Origin of the sequence: Achromobacter sp. SIMBA_011, assembly GCF_046535435.1 — a bacterium.
Taxonomy (GTDB): domain Bacteria; phylum Pseudomonadota; class Gammaproteobacteria; order Burkholderiales; family Burkholderiaceae_B; genus Achromobacter; species Achromobacter dolens.
In genome coordinates this window covers 506,242-522,722 of the sequence record NZ_JAWRWN010000002.1, presented here as the reverse complement: position 1 = coordinate 522,722, position 16,481 = coordinate 506,242, and the positions used below count along the sequence as shown (strand labels likewise).

General features: G+C 68.0%; 18 protein-coding genes. 5 read left to right on the top strand and 13 right to left on the bottom strand.

The window, feature by feature from the left end; translation table 11 throughout:
- The first annotated feature begins 7 nt into the window (after positions 1–7).
- Positions 8–658 carry a dUTP diphosphatase gene (locus SB816_RS09630; protein ID WP_410547122.1) on the top strand — a complete coding sequence of 217 codons (651 nt, stop codon included), beginning with the start codon at positions 8–10 and terminating at the stop codon, positions 656–658.
- Positions 659–725: 67 nt separating this feature from the next.
- Here the strand turns inward: SB816_RS09630 and SB816_RS09625 are convergent, their stop codons facing one another.
- From SB816_RS09625 to SB816_RS09595, 7 genes are all read right to left on the bottom strand, one after another.
- On the bottom strand, positions 726–1,838 hold the full coding sequence (locus SB816_RS09625) for an NADH:flavin oxidoreductase/NADH oxidase (protein WP_410546850.1): 1,113 nt from the start codon (positions 1,836–1,838) through the stop codon (positions 726–728).
- 149 nt (positions 1,839–1,987) lie between these two features.
- A complete protein-coding gene (gene ehuA / locus SB816_RS09620; protein ID WP_410546849.1) occupies positions 1,988–2,758 on the bottom strand; it encodes an ectoine/hydroxyectoine ABC transporter ATP-binding protein EhuA in 771 nt (256 codons plus the stop codon).
- On the bottom strand, positions 2,755–3,426 hold the full coding sequence (gene ehuD / locus SB816_RS09615; protein ID WP_006383962.1) for an ectoine/hydroxyectoine ABC transporter permease subunit EhuD: 672 nt from the start codon (positions 3,424–3,426) through the stop codon (positions 2,755–2,757). Before ehuD ends, ehuA begins: the two co-directional genes overlap by 4 nt.
- The gene (gene ehuC, locus SB816_RS09610) at positions 3,423–4,076 is read right to left on the bottom strand and encodes an ectoine/hydroxyectoine ABC transporter permease subunit EhuC (RefSeq protein ID WP_064526387.1); all 654 of its coding nucleotides are present in this window, start codon (positions 4,074–4,076) and stop codon (positions 3,423–3,425) included. The genes ehuD and ehuC overlap by 4 nt, the downstream gene beginning before the upstream one ends.
- A gap of 9 nt (positions 4,077–4,085) precedes the next feature.
- Complete coding sequence (ehuB, locus tag SB816_RS09605) at positions 4,086–4,997, bottom strand: ectoine/hydroxyectoine ABC transporter substrate-binding protein EhuB (protein ID WP_269872477.1); 912 nt, start codon at positions 4,995–4,997, stop codon at positions 4,086–4,088.
- 177 nt (positions 4,998–5,174) lie between these two features.
- Positions 5,175–6,344 carry an ABC transporter substrate-binding protein gene (locus SB816_RS09600; protein WP_175142856.1) on the bottom strand — a complete coding sequence of 390 codons (1,170 nt, stop codon included), beginning with the start codon at positions 6,342–6,344 and terminating at the stop codon, positions 5,175–5,177.
- 37 nt (positions 6,345–6,381) lie between these two features.
- A complete protein-coding gene (locus tag SB816_RS09595) occupies positions 6,382–7,326 on the bottom strand; it encodes an ornithine cyclodeaminase family protein (protein ID WP_054502091.1) in 945 nt (314 codons plus the stop codon).
- Between the two features lie 249 nt (positions 7,327–7,575).
- On the opposite strand from SB816_RS09595, the gene SB816_RS09590 reads away from it, so the two are divergent.
- Positions 7,576–8,001 carry an OsmC family protein gene (locus SB816_RS09590; protein WP_064523566.1) on the top strand — a complete coding sequence of 142 codons (426 nt, stop codon included), beginning with the start codon at positions 7,576–7,578 and terminating at the stop codon, positions 7,999–8,001.
- 121 nt (positions 8,002–8,122) lie between these two features.
- Entirely contained in the window at positions 8,123–9,412 is a 1,290-nt protein-coding gene (locus SB816_RS09585) for an Nramp family divalent metal transporter (RefSeq protein ID WP_410546848.1), read from the top strand.
- Positions 9,413–9,481: 69 nt separating this feature from the next.
- Here SB816_RS09585 and SB816_RS09580 read toward each other — a convergent pair whose 3' ends face one another.
- Together SB816_RS09580 and SB816_RS09575 are read right to left on the bottom strand one after the other, a co-directional pair.
- Complete coding sequence (locus SB816_RS09580) at positions 9,482–9,703, bottom strand: hypothetical protein (RefSeq protein ID WP_054415856.1); 222 nt, start codon at positions 9,701–9,703, stop codon at positions 9,482–9,484.
- A 182-nt stretch (positions 9,704–9,885) separates the two neighbouring features.
- Complete coding sequence (locus tag SB816_RS09575) at positions 9,886–10,503, bottom strand: TetR/AcrR family transcriptional regulator (protein WP_144654877.1); 618 nt, start codon at positions 10,501–10,503, stop codon at positions 9,886–9,888.
- A gap of 127 nt (positions 10,504–10,630) precedes the next feature.
- Between SB816_RS09575 and SB816_RS09570 the strand changes: the two genes are divergently transcribed.
- Positions 10,631–11,914, top strand: a complete 1,284-nt coding sequence (locus tag SB816_RS09570) for an MFS transporter (protein WP_410546847.1) — start codon at positions 10,631–10,633, stop codon at positions 11,912–11,914.
- Positions 11,915–12,063: 149 nt separating this feature from the next.
- The gene (locus SB816_RS09565) at positions 12,064–12,861 is read left to right on the top strand and encodes an alpha/beta fold hydrolase (protein WP_410546846.1); all 798 of its coding nucleotides are present in this window, start codon (positions 12,064–12,066) and stop codon (positions 12,859–12,861) included.
- A gap of 63 nt (positions 12,862–12,924) precedes the next feature.
- On the opposite strand, the gene SB816_RS09560 is transcribed toward SB816_RS09565, so the two are convergent.
- From SB816_RS09560 to SB816_RS09545, 4 genes are read right to left on the bottom strand one after another with little or no spacing between them, the layout of a single operon-like run.
- On the bottom strand, positions 12,925–13,662 hold the full coding sequence (locus tag SB816_RS09560; RefSeq protein WP_410546845.1) for an ABC transporter ATP-binding protein: 738 nt from the start codon (positions 13,660–13,662) through the stop codon (positions 12,925–12,927).
- Positions 13,659–14,459, bottom strand: coding sequence for an ABC transporter ATP-binding protein (locus SB816_RS09555; RefSeq protein ID WP_006383977.1), 801 nt, complete (start codon positions 14,457–14,459; stop codon positions 13,659–13,661). Before SB816_RS09555 ends, SB816_RS09560 begins: the two co-directional genes overlap by 4 nt.
- Entirely contained in the window at positions 14,456–15,544 is a 1,089-nt protein-coding gene (locus tag SB816_RS09550) for an ABC transporter permease subunit (protein ID WP_175142862.1), read from the bottom strand. The genes SB816_RS09555 and SB816_RS09550 overlap by 4 nt, the downstream gene beginning before the upstream one ends.
- Positions 15,541–16,392: a branched-chain amino acid ABC transporter permease gene (locus SB816_RS09545; protein WP_374700484.1), complete on the bottom strand. Its 852-nt coding sequence runs from the start codon at positions 16,390–16,392 to the stop codon at positions 15,541–15,543. The genes SB816_RS09550 and SB816_RS09545 overlap by 4 nt, the downstream gene beginning before the upstream one ends.
- Positions 16,393–16,481 lie beyond the last annotated feature (89 nt).

Here is a 16,481-nt window from a genome sequence, read left to right as displayed (position 1 = left end):
TGTCGGATTGAACCAGGCCCAGGCGGCCACGATGCTGAAGCTGCAAGGCGACCTGAACAGCATGATCAATCCGGACTGGATCAACGGCGGCGCCCGCTTCCTGCGCGCCGCCTTCGTCGAATCGGCCGAGGCCCTGGAGCACTACGGCTGGAAGTGGTGGAAGAAGCAGACCATCGACCTGCCGCAGGTGCAGATGGAACTGGTCGACATCCTGCATTTCTACCTGTCGCACACCATCGTGCAGGCCAAGGGCGACGTCAACGCCGCCGCCGCCGCGCTGGTGGCCGACCTGGCCGGCCCCGCCTCGATCACGCTGGACGGCAAGAGCTACGCGCTGGCCAGCCTGAACGTGCCCGAACTGCTGGAACTGATCGGCGGCCTGGCGGTGTGCGGCCGCGCCAGCTTCAAGCTGCTCGAGCAGAGCATGACCGCCTGCGAGATGAGCTGGAACGATGCCTACACCCAGTACGTTTCCAAGAACGTGCTGAACATCTTCCGCCAGCAGCATGGCTACAAGGAAGGCACCTACATCAAGATCTGGAACGGCGAAGAGGACAACGTGGTGCTGGCGCGCCTGCTGGCGCAGCACGACGCCGCCCGCGCCGACTTCGCGGACATCCTGCATCGCGAACTGGAAGCGGCGTATTCGCGCCTGTAAGCGCGCACCGTCCGCCCATGAAAAACGCCGCGTCACGCGGCGTTTTTCTTTGGACGACGGTCGCGCGCTAGCGCTGGCCGAAGCGCGTCTCGCCGAACAGTTCCTTCAGCTCGCGCGGCTGCGACCGCCAGTACTGGCGCGGCGCGGCGACCTGCCCGCCCAGTTGCGCGGCGGCATGCCAGGGCCAGCGCGGGTCGTACAGCATGCCACGCGCCAGCGCCACCATGTCGGCCTGGCCTTGCGCCACGATGTCCTCGGCCTGTTGTGCCTCGGTGATCAGGCCCACCGTGATGGTGGGCAGGCCGACCGCGCGCTTGAGGGCGTCGGCGAACGGCACCTGGTAGTTCGGCCCGACCGGGATCTTTTGCAGCGGCGACACGCCGCCGCTGGAGACGTCGATGAACTCACAGCCCAATTCCTTGAGCCGCAGCGCGAACGCCTCGGTCTGCGCCGGGTCCCAGCCGCCCTCGACCCAGTCGGTGGCCGACACCCGCACGCCCAGCGCCACCGACGACGGCGTCACCGCGCGCACCGCGCGGAACACTTCCAGCGGAAAGCGCATGCGGTTCTCCAGCGAGCCGCCGTATTCGTCGTCGCGCTGGTTGGCCAGCGGCGACAGGAACTGATGCAGCAGATAGCCGTGGGCCGCGTGCAGCTCGATGGCATCGAAGCCCAGGCGGATGGCGCGGCGGGCGCTGTCGACGAAGGCATCGCGCACGCGCGCCAGGCCGGCGGCGTCAAGCGCGCGCGGCGCCGGCTCGGAGGCATTGTGCGGCAGCGCCGACGGCGCCCAGCCCTGCCAGCCGCCCTGCTCCGGCGGCACCAGTTGGCCGCCCTCCCAGGGCGCATGGCTCGACGCCTTGCGGCCGGCGTGACCAAGCTGGATGCCGAGCTTGATGGGCGAATAGCGGCGCACCGCCTGCACCACGCGGCCCAGCGCGGCCTCGGTCTCGTCGGACCAGAGGCCCAGATCGCCCGGGGAGATGCGGCCGTCGGCCTCGACCGCGGTGGCTTCGGTGAACAGCAGCGCCGCACCCGACAGGGCCAGGTGGCCCAGGTGGATCATGTGCCAATCGGTGGCGCGGCCCTCGTCGGCCGAGTACTCGCACATGGGCGCGATGACGATGCGGTTGGCCAGTTCGACATTGCCGACTGACGTGGGACTGAAAAGATGACTCATGCGTAAGGCTCCGGGCGATGGACGCGGATGCACAGCATAGCGCCGGCATCCGCCCGCGCGGCCAATCCCGACGCCCGCGTGGGGATTTAGGGTGGGACGAGGCCCGCCCTTTAGGCCCGTCCTTTTGGCCCGCCGCTTATTACCGCGGCTTATTGCCCCTCGATCACGCTGTCCAGGAACTGCCGGGTGCGCGCCTCCTTCGGATCGCTGAACAGCGTCTGCGATTCGGCATCCTCGACGACGTTGCCCTGGTCGAAGAACAGCGTGCGGTCCGAGCTGCGCTCGGCGAACTTCATCTGGTGGGTGACGATGATCATGGTCATGCTCTTGCGCGCCGACAGGTCGCGCAGGATCTGCAGGATGCCGCCCACCAGCTCCGGGTCGAGCGCCGAGGTGACCTCGTCGAACAGCATGATCTCCGGGCACATCGCCAGCGCGCGGGCGATGCCGACGCGTTGCTTCTGGCCGCCCGACAACTGCGCCGGGTAGACGTCGAGCTTGTCGCCCAGCCCCACCATCTCCAGGTATTCCACCGCGCGCTCGCGGGCCTGGTCGCGCGACAGCCCCAGCACGTGCACCGGCGCCTCCATGGCGTTGCCCAGCGCGGTCATGTGCGGGAACAGGTTGAAGTGCTGGAACACCATGCCGATCTTGCCGCGCACCTTGCGCAGGTGCTCGGAATTGGGGCCGGCCGGGCGGCCCTGGGCGTCGGTCCACATCGGCTCGCCATCGATCTCGATCTCGCCGCTGCTGGGCTGGTCCAGCGTCATCAGCACGCGCAGCAGGGTCGACTTGCCGGAGCCGGACGGCCCGATCACGGCCACCGTCTGGCCCGCCGGGATCTCCAGGTTGATGCCTTTGAGCACCTCCAGCTCGCCATAGCGCTTGTGCAGGTTCTTGATGGTGATGCTGGAACTCATCGCTTTCCTCCATATCGTTGCAGGCGGGCCTCCAGGCCGCGCACCCCCCAGGCCGCGATCAGGCTCAGCGCCAGGAACAGCACGCCGACCAGCGTCAGGGGTTCGGTGTAGCGGAAGGTGGTGGAGCCGATCATCTTGCTCTGCTGTAGCAGCTCGACCACCGTGATCGCCGACAGCAGCGGCGTGTCCTTGAACATGGCCACCAGGTAGTTGCCCAGTGCCGGCACCACCGGCGGGATCGCCTGCGGCAGCACCACGCCCACGGCCGTGCGCCACGGCGACATGTTCAGCGCCCGCGCCGCTTCCAGTTGGCCGCGCGGCACCGCCTCGATGCCGGCGCGGTAGACCTCGGCGCAATAGGTGGCGTAGTGCAGCCCGAGCGCCACGATGCCGGTCGCCAGGGGCGACATCTGCACCCCGGTCAGGGGCAGCACGTAGAACAGGAAATACATCTGCACCAGCAGCGGCGTGCTGCGCACGAACTCGATCACGAACGCCGTGGGCAAGGACAGCAGCGCCAGGCGCGAACGCCGCAGCAGCGCCAGCGCCAGGCCAAGCGTCACGGCCACCAGCATGCCCAGCACCGTGGCCTGGATGGTGATGACCAGCGCCGAACCCAGCGTGGGCAGGATCTCCAGCGCGAAGGACCAGTCGAATATCGGTTTCATCGGACGCGGACCCTCCGTTCAAGCAGGCGCACGCCGGCGGTGATGAGCAGCGCCACCGCGAAGTACAGCAGCAGCATGAGCGTGAAGATCTCGGTGGTGCGCAGGGTTTCGCTGCGCAGCAGTTGGCCGCGGAAGGTCAGGTCGGTGATGGTGATGAGCGACACCAGCGCGGTGTTCTTGAGCAGTTCGATCAGCAGGTTGCCGGCCGGCGGCAGCATGGCCGGGATGGCCTGCGGCACCACGATGCGGCGCATGATCTGGCCGCGCGTCAGGTTCAGGGCCACGCCGGCCTCGCGCTGGCCCGGCGGCACCGCGCGGATCGCGCCGCGCACCACCTCGGCGCCATAGGCGCCGGCATTGAGCGCCAGCACCACGATGCCCACCAGCATAGCCGGCAGTTGCACGCCGAACAGCGGCAGCACGAAATAGAACCAGAACAGTTGCACCAGCGCCGAGGTGCCGCGGAACACCTCGACGTAGATGGACGCCAGCCAGCGCACGGGGCGCACGGTCGACAGGCGCCCCACCCCGGCCGCCAGCGCCAGCGGCACCGCCAGCACGACGGCGCCCGCCATGATCTCCAGCGTCACCGCCAGGCCTTCCAACAGTGGCGGCACCAGCTCGGCGATATGTTCGGATATAAGCTGCATCGGCGCCCCCTAGTTAGCGGCGCAGAGCTTGGCGGCCGTGACGTCCTTGGGCAGTTCCTCGGGCGTGAAGCCGAACGGCGCCACCAGTTTCTTGTGCTCGTCGGTGCCGATGAACTTGGCCAGCTCGGCATTGAAGGCATCGGCAAAGGCCTTGTCGTCCGTGCGGAAGGCATAGGCGCCGTAGCCGCGCACGCCCTTGCCGTCGATCACCGGATCGGTGAACGGTTCGGCTTTTTCGAGGCCGCTGCCGTCGTTGGTCTTGCCCATCAGGTCGTTGACCGTCAACGCGGTGGCCGCGTAGGCGTCGGCGCGGCCGGCCTGCACGCCGGACAGCGCGCTCACGGCATCCGGGAACACCACGATCTGGCCGGCCGGCACTTTCACCTTGGAGGCGTATTCGGCTTCGATGGCGCCCACCACCACGCCCAGCCTGGCGTCGGGGTTCTTGACCACGTCCTCATAGCTGTGCAGATTCTTCGGGTTGCCCTGCTTGACCAGGAACGCCTGGCCCACGCCATAGGTCGGGTTCGAGAACGCCACCTGGCCGCAGCGCTCGGGCGTCACGTACATGCCCGCCGCGATGATGTCGAAGCGCTTGGCCTGCAGGCCCGGGATCAGCGAGCCGAACTCGGTCAGCACGCCTTCGACCTCGTTGATGCCCATGCGCTTGAGCACCACCCGCGCGATTTCCACCGATTCACCGGTGACCTTGGCTTCCTTGCTGTCCATGAAGGCGAACGGCGCCTCGTTGGCGTAGCCGATGCGGATCTTGCCGGCGGCCTTGGCGGCCGCCAGCGTGTCGCCGCCAGCGGCGGGCGCGCTGGCCCCCTGTGCGGGCTTGTCCGAGCCGGAGTCGGAGCAGGCGGCCAGCAGGCCCAGGCTCAGGGCCAGCAGGACGCGGCGGGTGCGTTGGACGATCATGGTCTTATTTCTCCCGAATTTATTTCTAGGTACATGGCTTCGCTAAAAATGATACGACATTAAATCATTTCACCTCTAATGATATGGACGAAAAAAAGCAGGCCGAAGCCTGCTTTTCCCCGTCCCGCCCTATGGCGGGTGAGCACTCGTTACGAACCGTACGGGACTATGTCGTCCCTATTTTTTCCCCGCCGCGTCCGCGTAGGAAAACTTGCCATTGCGCACCACGCCCATCACCCGGGCGCGCTCGTCGAAGCCCTGGTGGTTGTCCTTGGAGATGTTGAGCACGCCGTTGGGCACGATCAGGTCGCGGGTGTTCTCCAGCGCGTCGCGCAGGGCGATGCGGAATTCGGGGGTGCCTGGCTTGGCGCCGGTCTTGAGGGCGCGCGCCACCGCCGAATCCAGCAGCATCCAGGCGCCATAGGCGTCGCCGGCGAACTGCGTCAGGGTGTTGGCGCCATACTGGCGCTCGTACTTGTCGGCGAATTCCACCGCCACCTTCTTGACCGGATTCGAATCCGGCAGCTCGCGCGCCACCACGCCGGGGCCGGTGGGGAACAGCGTGCCTTCGACGTCGCGCCCGCCGACCTGCAGGAATTCCAGCGTGCCGATGCCGTGGGTCTGATAGATGGCGCCGGTGTAGCCACGCTCGAGCAGCGTCTTCTGCGGCAGCGCCGAGGGCGTGCCGGCGCCGGCCACCAGCACCGCGTCCGGCTTGGCGGCGATCACCTTGAGCACCTGGCCCACCACCGACGCGTCGGTGCGCTGGAAGCGTTCCTGCGCCACGATCTTGATGTCATTGCCGGCGGCCGCGGAGAATTCCTTCCACCAACTGTCGCCGTAGGAATCGGCGAAGCCGATGAAGGCCACGTTCTTAAGGCCCTTCTTCTTCATGTCCTCGACCAGCACGGTCGCCATCAGCGAATCGTTCTGCGGCATCTTGAAGGCCCACGCGCGCTTGGGATCGGACAGCGGCTCGACGATCACGCTGGAGGCCGCCAGCGCGATCATCGGCGTGCCGGTCTCGGCCAGCACGTCCAACCCGGCCAGGGCGGCGGCGGTGGTGTTGGGGCCGACGATGGCGTCGACCTTGTCTTCCGAGGTCAGCTTGCGCAGGTTCTTGACCGCGCGGCTGACGTCCGTGCCGTCGTCCAGCACCACGTAGCGCGCCGGCTCGCCGCCCAGCGTATTGGGCCACAGGCGAATGGCGTTGTTGGTCTGGATGCCGATCGCCGCGGCCGGGCCGGTGGTGGAGACATCCACCCCGATCACGATCTCGGCATGGACGGACAGGGCGGGAACGGCCAGCGCGACAGCGCAGGCGTAGCGGACGAAGAAGCGGGACATGACGACAGCTCGCAGGATGAAAAAACAGCGGATGGCGCTATTTTGCCTGACCGCCGCAGGCCTCGTAGACCAGCGCGGCCAGCGTCAGGTCCTCCAGCGCGCTGCCGACCGCCTTGAACACGGTCACTTCATCCGCCCGGGTGCGGCCCGGCGCCTGGCCGCGTACCAGGTCGGTGAGGTTGCCGCGGATGTCCTCGCGCGCCAGCACGCCGGCCTCGAACGCGGCCAGCAGGTCGCCGGCCTTGGTCGGCGCCTCGTCGGTATCCACGTAGACCGTGGTGCCGTCGAAGCAGGCCGTGTCGGTCTCGATCATGTCGGGCTTGAAGCTGCCGATCAGGTCCAGGTGGGCGCCGGGGCGCAGCCAGTCGCCGCGCACCAGCGGCACGGTGGACAGCGTCGCGCAACTGACGATATCGGCCTGGCGCACGGCCTGCTCCAGATCGAGGGTGCTGCTGGCGTCGAAGCCCTGCTCGCGCAGCGCCGTCGCCAGCGCCTCGGCGCCGGCCGGCCGCACGTTCCAGACCCATACCTTGTCGATCGGCCGCACCGTGCGCATGGCCTGCGCCACCAGCCCGGCGATGCGCCCCGAGCCGACGATGGTCAGCACCCGCGCATCCTCGCGCGCCAGGTAGGACGCGCCCAGCGCCGCCGCGCCGGCGGTGCGGAACACCGTCACCAGGTCGCCGTCCACCTGCGCCAGCGGCACGCCGGTGCGGGCGCTGTACAGGTTGTAGGTGGCGTGCAGGCCCGGCAGCGACTGGCGCGTGTTCTCGGGAAAGATGTTGATGACCTTGACGCCGAAGTAACCCTGCTCGTTCCAGGCCGGCATGATCAGCGTGGTCCCGTGCGCGCCGCCCGATTCGATCGCGTGGACATGGCGCGCGGGCACATGGGCGCCCTGGCGGAACGCCTCGCGCAAGGCCGGAATCGCCGCGTCGAACGACAATGCGCGGCGGGTTTGTTCGGTGTCGATCACTACCATCTGTATCCAATGCCTGTTCGGGTTGAGCCAGGGGCGAAGTGTGACGGCGCCGCGCGGCGCTGGCAAGGCGCCGCAAGCGGCGGTTACATCGGCTTGCCGGATGCAGGCGGCCGACAGGCGACGCCCCGCCGCGCCCGCCGTATCATGGTCCATGCCCCTTCCGGCAACGCGCGCCGCCATCGGGCCGGCCGCGCGCTCCCCCAACCGGACGCGTCCGTTTCGGGCGCGTTCCCTCAACAGGAGTCACGCATGAAGAAAACCGCAACCGCCGCCTGGTCGGGCGATCTGAAGACGGGCAAGGGTACGATTTCCACGCAGAGCGGCGCGCTCAAGAACCAGCCCTACGGCTTCAACACGCGCTTCGGCGACACCCCGGGCACCAATCCCGAGGAACTGCTGGGCGCTGCCCACGCCGGCTGCTTCACCATGGCGCTGTCCAACATCCTGAGCGAGGCCGGCCTGGCCCCGCAAAAGCTGGACACGCAGGCCGAGGTCACGCTGGACAAGGTCGACGGCGGCTTCGCCATCACGGCGGTGCACCTGACCGTGGAGGCCGTGATTCCGGGCGCCAGCGCCGAAGCCTTCGACGAGGCCGCGCGCAAGGCCGAAAAGGGCTGCCCGGTCTCCAAGGTGCTCAACGCCAAGATCACCATGGACGCCAAGCTCAAGTCCTGACCGGCCGCGGCAGGCCCGGAAGAGGCGACGCCATTGGCCCGCCCTATCCGGGGCTTGCTGAAAATCAATTTGACGGTCATGCCGGAGATATGGAAAATGAGAACCATTCTCAGGAACAAACATGACCCGATTCATCTACGCGATTTCAGGCGGTAAGGCAGCGTACCCTCAGGACGCCCAGGTCTCGGCCAACCTGCGCCGGGTGGTCGGCTCCGGCATCCTGGTGGCGGTGGGCTATATCGACCCGGGCAACTGGGCCACGGACATCGCCGGGGGCAGCGGCTTCGGCTACGGCCTGCTGCTGGTGGTGATCGCCTCGGCCATCCTGGCGCTGGGCTTCCAGGTGCTGGTGTCGCGCCTGGCACTGGCCACCGGCGAAGACCTGGCCACCCTCACCGCCCGCCACCTGTCCCCGCGCACCGCCAAGGCCGCCTGGCTGGCCGGCGAGGCCGCCATCCTGGCCACCGCGCTGGCCGAACTCATCGGCGGCGCCATCGCGCTGCGCCTGCTGTTCAACCTGCCGCTGCTGGGCGGCGTCGCGGTCACCGGCGTCGGCACCTTCGCCGTGCTGGCCCTGACGCGCGGCAACGCCGACCGCCACGAGCGCGTCATCGCCGTGCTGCTGTCGATCGTGGCAGCCTCGTTCGTGTTCCTGCTGTTCAAGGCCAACCCGGCCTGGACCGACGTGGCCCATGGCATGACGCAGACCGGCCACGCGCTGCGCGACCCGCAAGGCTTCCTGATCGCGCTGGGCATCCTGGGCGCGACGTTGATGCCGCATAACCTCTACCTGCATTCCGGGTCGCTGGCGCAGCGCGCCCGCGTGCTGCCGGCCGACGCCCGCGACCTGGCCATGCGCGTGGCGCGCAACGACACCGTGGTGTCGCTGGGCGTGGCCATGTTGATCAATTCGGCCATCATGATCGTCGCCGCGGCCTCGTTGTCCGGCTCCGGCATCATCGTCTCCAGCCTGGACGACGCCCATGCCGTGATCGGCCAGACCTTCGGCATCGGCGCGGCCATCGTGTTCGCGATCGCGCTGTACGCGGCGGGCCAAAGCTCCACCATCACCGGCGTGCTGGCCGGCCGCATGCTGTCGCAAGGCTTCCAGATCAACAGCGGCTGGTCCGATCGCCGCCGCGCGCTGGCCACGCGGCTGATCGCCGGCACCGTGGCCGCCGCCCTGCTGGCCTTCACCGGCGGCCAGGACCCAGACCAGTTGCTGGTGCTGAGCCAGGTCATCCTGAGCCTGGCCCTGCCGTTCGCGCTGGGGCCGCTGGTGGTATTGGCCTGCCGCAAGCAGGTAATGGGCCGCCACGTCCTGCGCGGCGCCTGGGCCTGGGCAGCCGTGGTCGCCACCGTTGGCATCATCCTGCTGGACGGCTACCTGTTGGTGGACATGGCGCTGTGACACCCACCACGGCGCTCCCATGAAAAACGCCAGCGATCGCTGGCGTTTTTTCTGGCGCGGATCCGCGGTTCAACGATGGGCGGAAATCACAGGATGCTGGCGGCGGCCGGCGTCCATGTCGTGCAGCACCTCGCCGACGGCGCCGCCGAACCGGCGCAGGCGCAGCTTCAGCCGACGCCAGCCCATGCGCGAGAACGGGCCGGACAGGGTTTCCGCCTTGATGGCCTCGCGGATCAGGGACCGCTCCAGCGCATCCGACATGCGGGCATTTTTCAACGCGGTATCGCTCATGATTCTCTCCTTGAGAAAGCGCGATGGGGGAACAGCACGAGTCCATCTTAGACCCGTGCATGCTGCGTTGCAATAAAAATGCCTAGCATTATTTTTGGCGTTGCGAAATAAGTACAAACACCACCACAACGGTGCATGATGCACCACATCCGGCACCGATATTGTGCGGCGCAATAACCGCTTTACGGGCTGCCCAGATGGGCTTCGATGAGCTGGTCCGCGATCTGCGCTACCCGGCCCGCCGGTCCGCCCTCGCCAAACAACTGGCTGGAGACGAAGGCCCCTTCGATCAGCAACAACAGCCCGTCTCCCAAGGCGACCGGATCCGGCGCGCCCATCTCGCGGGCCATCGCGGTCAGGCGCCGCCGCAGTTCCAGCTTGTGCGCGACCGCGACCTCACGCGCCGGATGGCCGGCCTCCGGATACTCGACCGCCGCATTGGTCAGGCCGCAGCCCCGGTAGCCGCATTGAACCGCCCGCACACTCAGGCCGGACAGATAGGCGCGCAACTGCGCCCGCGGATCACCCGGATGGGCGTCGCAGGCGGCGTTGAAACGCCCCCAGAATTCCGCGTCGTAGTCGCGCAGGTAGGCCGCCGCCAACTCGTCCTTGGACGAAAAGCTGCGATACAGGCTGGGCTTGGTCACGCCGGCCTGGTGGACGATGGCGTCCACCCCCACCGCGCGGATGCCATCGCGGTAGAACATTTCGCGGGCCGTCCGGCGGATGCGGTCGGCCGCCAACAGGGGTTTGGCGGTGGATTCGGCGGGCTTGCCGTCCGCCGTGGGTTTATTGGCCATGCGAGCGCCTCCTTGCGGCCGTCACTGCCAGCCGCGCCAAGAACAGGACCATCAAGAAAATATCGCTTGACGGTGTTACTGACCGGTACGTACTATTCGCAAACCCAAATACGTACCGGTCAGTAACATGAGTATAGCCCAACCGCCCTTCCCCTTCCGCCGCGCGGGACAGAAGTATGCTTTTGTCGTCGTCGCCGTGATCTTCCTGGCGCTCCTGGTCTCGGCCGGGCTGCGCGCGTCCCCCGGCGTGCTGCTGGTGCCCCTGGAGGAAAGCTTCGGCTGGAGCCGCGGCATCACGTCGTTCTCCGCCGCGGTGGGCATTTTCCTCTACGGCCTCGTGGGGCCGTTCGCCGCGGCCGCGATGGAACGCTTCGGCCTGCGCCGCGTGCTGATCGGCGCGCTGGCGGTGATGTCGCTGTCCACCGCCGCCAGCGCCTACATGACGCAACCCTGGCATCTGCTGCTGACCTGGGGCGTGTTCTCGGGCGTGGGGTCGGGCGCGGTCGCGGTGGTGATGGGCGCCACCGTGGTCAACCGCTGGTTCAGCAAGCACCGCGGCCTGATGATGGGGCTGCTGACGGCCAGCACCGCCACTGGCACGCTGATCTTCCTGCCCATTCTCGCGGCGCTGGCGTCGTCGGGCGACTGGACCCGGGTGGTGTGGACCGTGGCCGGCGCCGCCGCCGCCCTGGTGCCGCTGGCCTGGTGGCTGGTGCCGGACCGCCCCGCCAGCGTCGGCCTGACGCCGTTCGGCAGTGACCCGCATGCGCCGCCCGCACCCACCGCGCCGCGCACCGGCATGATCGCCGCCACTTTCGGCGCCCTGGGCCGCGCCGCCAGGACCCGCACTTTCTGGTTCCTGTTCGCCACCTTCTTCATCTGCGGTTTCACCACCAACGGCCTGGTCGGCACCCACCTGATCGCGCTATGCGGCGACCATGGCATGCCCGAAGTGCAGGCGGCCGGCCTGCTGGCGATCATGGGCATCTTCGACTTGTTCGGCACCACCGCCTCCGGCTGGCTGACCGACCGCTACGATCCGCGCAAGCTGCTGTTCGTCTATTACGGACTGCGCGGCCTGGCCTTGATGTACCTGCCCTATTCCGATTTTTCGTTCTACAGCCTGGCGATCTTCGCTGTGTTCTTCGGCCTGGACTGGATCGCCACGGTGCCGCCCACGCTGCGCCTGGCCACTGAAGCCTTCGGCGACCGCGAGGCGCCCATCGTGTTCGGCTGGATCGTCGCCGGCCACCAGTTGGGCGCGGCCAGCGCGGCCTGGATGGCGGGCGTGGTGCGCGAGTCGCAAGGCAGCTACCTGATGGCCTTCGTCGCGGCCGGCGCCACCGGCCTGATCGCCGCCGTCATCGCCCTGCTGATCGGGCGCGAGCGGGTCGTGGCGCAGCCTGCCTGAGCCGGCCTTCCCGCCAGCGCGCCGGCGGCGACGCCGCCCCGTTGACGCTGGCGCCGGCGATTTGATAGGATGGCTGCACTTTGAAAACGCCCTCCCGGTCCGCCGGGAGGGCGTTTCGTTTTCGTTCCCCTCACACAAGGAAACCTGGAATGAAGACGTCCCTTGAAATCCATCCCGGCTCGCCGGCCGGCCTCGGCTACGCGCGCCTGGGCCACGGCCCGATCCCCGTGCTGGTCCTGCACGACTGGCTCGGCGACCATGGTAGCTACGATGCCGTCATGCCCTGGCTCGACGGCCAGGCCTTCACCTACGTGTTCGCCGACCTGCGCGGCTACGGCCAGTCCATCGCGCTGACCGGCGCCTGCACGGTCGAGGAAATCGCCGCCGACTGCCTCGCGCTCACCGACCGGCTCGGCTGGCGGCGGTTCCACATCATCGGCCACTCGATGACCGGCATGATCACGCAACGCCTGGCGGCGGACGCGCCGTCACGCATCGCCAGCGCCATCGCGGTGTGCCCCGTCTCCGCCGCCGGCACCCCCCTGGGGCCGGAGGCCCTGGCGTTCTTCGCCAGCACAACCGAGGACGACGAGGCCTTGCGCCGGCTATTCCGACATGTCTCCAGCAGCCTGTCCGACGGCTGGGCCGACGCCAAGGTCCGCCACAACCGCGCGACCGTGGCACCCGCCTGCCGGCGCAAGTACCTCGACATGCTGGTGACGGCGGACTTCGTCGACGCCGTGCGTGGAATCGAGACACCGTTCCTGGTCGTGGTCGGCGATCGGGACCCGGGAATCGACGCGCAAGCGATGCAAGGCAGCTTCCTGGCCTGGCATCCCAACGCGACGCTGCACGTCATTGCGCATTGCGGCCATTACCCGATGCAGGAGTGCCCGCCCGCCTTCGCCGCCCTGATCGAGGGCTTCCTCAAGCGCCAGGCCGGCTGAGTCCGACGCGCATTAAAAAAAGCCCGGCATGGCCGGGCTCTTTTATGCGGCAGAGGGACAGGCCTACGCCTCTTCCACTTCCCCCAGGTACGCCGCGCGCACCTTGGGATCGTGCAGCATGTCGGCGGCGGGACCGGACAGCGTGATCTCGCCGGATTCCATCACGTAGCCGCGGTGGCTGTTCTCCAGCGCCAGGCGGGCGTTCTGCTCGATCAGCAGGATCGTGACGCCTTCGCTGGCGATGGTGCGCACCACTTCGAAGACCTTCTCGACCATCAGCGGCGCCAGTCCCATCGAGGGTTCGTCCAGCAACAGCAGCTTCGGACGCGCGATCATCGCGCGGCCCATCGCCACCATCTGCTGCTCGCCGCCCGACAGCGTGCCGGCCGCCTGCTTGCGGCGCTCGGCCAGGCGCGGGAACAGCGTGAACACGCGGTCGGTGTCCTGCCGCACCTGCACGGCGTCGCGCCGGATGTAGGCGCCCATCGCCAGGTTTTCCTCGATGGTGAGCTGGCCGAAGATGCCGCGGCCCTCGGGCACCATCACCAGGCCCTGGCGCACCAGCTCGTGCGACTTCTGGCCGCCGATGGACTGGCCGCCGTAGACCACTTCGCCGCCGGCCAGCGGCACCAGGCCGCAGATGGCGCGCAGGGTCGTGCTCTTGCCGGCGCCGTTGGCGCCGATCAGGCACACCAGTTCGCCTTCGTCCACGCGCAGGTCGATGCCACGCACCGCGCGGATGCCGCCGTAGGCGACCTGCAGGCCGCGCAGTTCCAGTAGGGGTTTGCTTGCCGTCGTCATGCCGGGCGCTCCTGATGAATCAGCGGATCCTGGGCGGCGCCCGCGCCCAGATACGCTTCAATGACCTTGGGGTCGCGCTGCACCTGGGCGGGTTTGCCCATGGCCAGCACCTTGCCGTATTCCAACACCAGCACGCGATCACACAGGCCCATGACCAGCTTCATGTCGTGCTCGATCAGCAGCACCGTGACGCCGTCGTCGCGGATCTTCTCGATCAGCTTGCGCAGCACCACGGTTTCCGAGGCGTTCATGCCGGCGGCCGGCTCGTCCAGCGCCAGCAGCTTGGGATCGGTGGCCAAGGCGCGCGCGATTTCCAGGCGGCGCTGGTCGCCGTAGGGCAGCGAACGCGCCACGTCGTTGGCGCGGTGGCCGATGCCGACGTAGTCCAGCAGCTCCTGGGCGCGGGCCTCGATGGCGGCTTCCTCGGCACGCGTGCCGCGGGTACGGAACACCGCGCCCAGCACGCCGGCGCGGGTGCGCATGTGGCGGCCGATCATGACGTTCTCGATCGCGCTCAGGTTGGCGAACAGGCGGATGTTCTGGAAGGTGCGCGCCAGGCCCGCGTGCGCCACCTCGTGCGGTTTCTTGCCCGACATCGAGGCGCCGTTGAAGGTGCAGCTACCGTCTTCCGGGATGTAGAGGCCCGTAAGCACGTTGAACAGCGTGGTCTTGCCGGCGCCGTTGGGGCCGATCAGGCCGTAGATCTCGCCCTGCTCGATGTCGAAGCTGACATCCGACAAGGCCTGCAGGCCGCCGAAGCGTTTGCCCAGTCCCTGGGCTTGCAGCAGTTTGCTCATGCCGCGCCTCCCTGCGTCTTGGTGGCCAGCTCGCGCTTGCGCACGGCGGACGGCCACAGGCCGGCGGGACGGAACAGCATCACGCACACCATCGCCAGGCCGAACAGCAGCATGCGGATGCCCTCGGGATCCAGCACCACGGCGCCGAACACCATCTGCTGCACCGGCTCGACCACGGCGCGCAGGAATTCCGGCAACGCGGCCAGGATCAGCGCGCCCAGGATCACGCCCGGGATGTGGCCCATGCCGCCCAGCACCACCATGCACAGGATGGAAATGGATTCCATCAGCGAGAAGCTCTCGGGGCTGACGAAACCCTGCATCGACGCGAACAGCGCGCCCGCCACGCCGCCGAACGAGGCGCCCATGGCGAAGGCCAGCAGCTTGATGTTACGGGTGTTGATGCCCATCGCCTTGGCGGCGATCTCGTCTTCACGGATCGCTTCCCAGGCGCGGCCGATGCGCGAGTTCTGCAGGCGCACGCACACCAGGATGATGATCAGCGTCAGCGCCAGCAGCAGGTAGTAGTACTTCTCCGGCCCGGTCACGCGGATGCCCAGCAGGCTTTCCGTGCGGCCGAAGGCGAACTCGCCCACCTTGAAGGTGTCGATGCGGTTGATGCCCTGCGGGCCGTTGGTGATGTTGACCGGCGCGTTCAGGTTGTTCAGGAAGATGCGGATGATCTCGCCGAAGCCCAGCGTCACGATGGCCAGGTAATCGCCGCGCAACTTGAGCGTCGGCGCCCCCAGCAGCACCCCGAACAGGCACGCCACCGCCAGCGCGATCGGCAGGATCGCCCAGAACGGCAAGTGCAGCCCGAAGTGCGGCGAGGCCAGCAGCGCCCAGGTGTAGGCGCCCACCGCGTAGAACGCGATATAGCCCAGGTCCAGCAGGCCGGCGAAGCCCACCACGATGTTCAGGCCCAGCGACAGCATCACGTACAGCAGCGCGAAGTTCAGGATGCGGACCCAGCTCTGGCCGGCCATGCCGATCACGAACGGCAGCACCGCCAGCACGATGCCGATCAGCGCGATGCCGATCAGGTTGCGGGTCGACAGCCCGCTGTTTTTCAGGGTGGTGTTCATGCGCGGTCCCCCACGCGTTCGCCCAGCAGGCCGGACGGACGGAAGATCAGCACCAGCACCAGCACGAAGAACGCGAACACGTCCTGGTAGTGGCTGCCCAGGAAGCCGCCGGTCAGGTCGCCGATGTAGCCGGCGCCCAGCGATTCGATGATGCCCAGCAGCAGGCCGCCCGCCATGGCGCCGACCAGGTTGCCGATGCCGCCCAGCACCGCGGCCGTGAAGGCCTTCAGGCCCAGCATGAAGCCCATCGTGTACTGCGACACGCCGTAGTAGGTGGCCACCATCATGCCGGCCACCGCGGCCAGCGCCGAGCCGATCAGGAACGCCGCCGAGATCACGGTGTTGATGTTCACGCCCATCAGGCCGGCCACTTCGCGGTTCTGCGCGGTGGCGCGCATGGCGGTGCCCAGGCGCGTCTTGTGCACCACGGCCAGCAATCCGCCCATGATGAGCGCGGCGATCGCGACGATGGCGATCTGCAGCGTGCTCATGCGCGCGCCGAAGATCTCGAACACCCGCGGCGACAGCACCTGCGGGAAGTTCAGGTAGTTGCGGCCCCAACCCATCATCGCCACGTTCTGCAGGATGATGGACACGCCGATGGCGGTGATCAGGGCGGCCAGGCGCGGCGCGCGGCGCAGCGGCCGGTAGGCCACGCGCTCGGCGGTCCAGCCCACGGCCATGCACAGCGGCACGGACACCAGCAGGCCCAGGCCCAGCACCATGAAGGCGGAAGCGGACGGGTCGCCGCCGACCAGCGAGATGGCGATCGTGGTGGCCGCCATCGCGCCGATCATGACGACGTCGCCATGCGCGAAGTTGATCAGCCCGATGATGCCGTACACCATGGTGTAGCCAAGGGCGACCAGGGCGTACACGCTGCCGAGCGTGACGCCGTTAATCAGTTGTTGAATGAAGATATCCATAGGGGCCGTGG

Excerpts from the sequence above, each read along its gene's own strand:
- SB816_RS09555 (WP_006383977.1), bottom strand. The coding sequence starts at position 14,459 with ATGAGCAAACTGCTGCAAGCCCAGGGACTGGGCAAACGCTTCGGCGGC.
- ehuD (WP_006383962.1), bottom strand. The coding sequence starts at position 3,426 with ATGAAACCGATATTCGACTGGTCCTTCGCGCTGGAGATCCTGCCCACG.
- SB816_RS09545 (WP_374700484.1), bottom strand. The coding sequence starts at position 16,392 with ATGGTGTACGGCATCATCGGGCTGATCAACTTCGCGCATGGCGACGTC.
- SB816_RS09565 (WP_410546846.1), top strand. The coding sequence starts at position 12,064 with ATGAAGACGTCCCTTGAAATCCATCCCGGCTCGCCGGCCGGCCTCGGC.
- SB816_RS09580 (WP_054415856.1), bottom strand. The coding sequence starts at position 9,703 with ATGAGCGATACCGCGTTGAAAAATGCCCGCATGTCGGATGCGCTGGAG.
- SB816_RS09600 (WP_175142856.1), bottom strand. The coding sequence starts at position 6,344 with ATGTCCCGCTTCTTCGTCCGCTACGCCTGCGCTGTCGCGCTGGCCGTT.
- SB816_RS09585 (WP_410546848.1), top strand. The coding sequence starts at position 8,123 with ATGACCCGATTCATCTACGCGATTTCAGGCGGTAAGGCAGCGTACCCT.
- SB816_RS09570 (WP_410546847.1), top strand. The coding sequence starts at position 10,631 with ATGAGTATAGCCCAACCGCCCTTCCCCTTCCGCCGCGCGGGACAGAAG.
- SB816_RS09560 (WP_410546845.1), bottom strand. The coding sequence starts at position 13,662 with ATGACGACGGCAAGCAAACCCCTACTGGAACTGCGCGGCCTGCAGGTC.
- ehuC (WP_064526387.1), bottom strand. The coding sequence starts at position 4,076 with ATGCAGCTTATATCCGAACATATCGCCGAGCTGGTGCCGCCACTGTTG.
- SB816_RS09625 (WP_410546850.1), bottom strand. The coding sequence starts at position 1,838 with ATGAGTCATCTTTTCAGTCCCACGTCAGTCGGCAATGTCGAACTGGCC.
- ehuB (WP_269872477.1), bottom strand. The coding sequence starts at position 4,997 with ATGATCGTCCAACGCACCCGCCGCGTCCTGCTGGCCCTGAGCCTGGGC.
- SB816_RS09550 (WP_175142862.1), bottom strand. The coding sequence starts at position 15,544 with ATGAACACCACCCTGAAAAACAGCGGGCTGTCGACCCGCAACCTGATC.
- SB816_RS09590 (WP_064523566.1), top strand. The coding sequence starts at position 7,576 with ATGAAGAAAACCGCAACCGCCGCCTGGTCGGGCGATCTGAAGACGGGC.
- SB816_RS09575 (WP_144654877.1), bottom strand. The coding sequence starts at position 10,503 with ATGGCCAATAAACCCACGGCGGACGGCAAGCCCGCCGAATCCACCGCC.
- SB816_RS09595 (WP_054502091.1), bottom strand. The coding sequence starts at position 7,326 with ATGGTAGTGATCGACACCGAACAAACCCGCCGCGCATTGTCGTTCGAC.
- ehuA (WP_410546849.1), bottom strand. The coding sequence starts at position 2,758 with ATGAGTTCCAGCATCACCATCAAGAACCTGCACAAGCGCTATGGCGAG.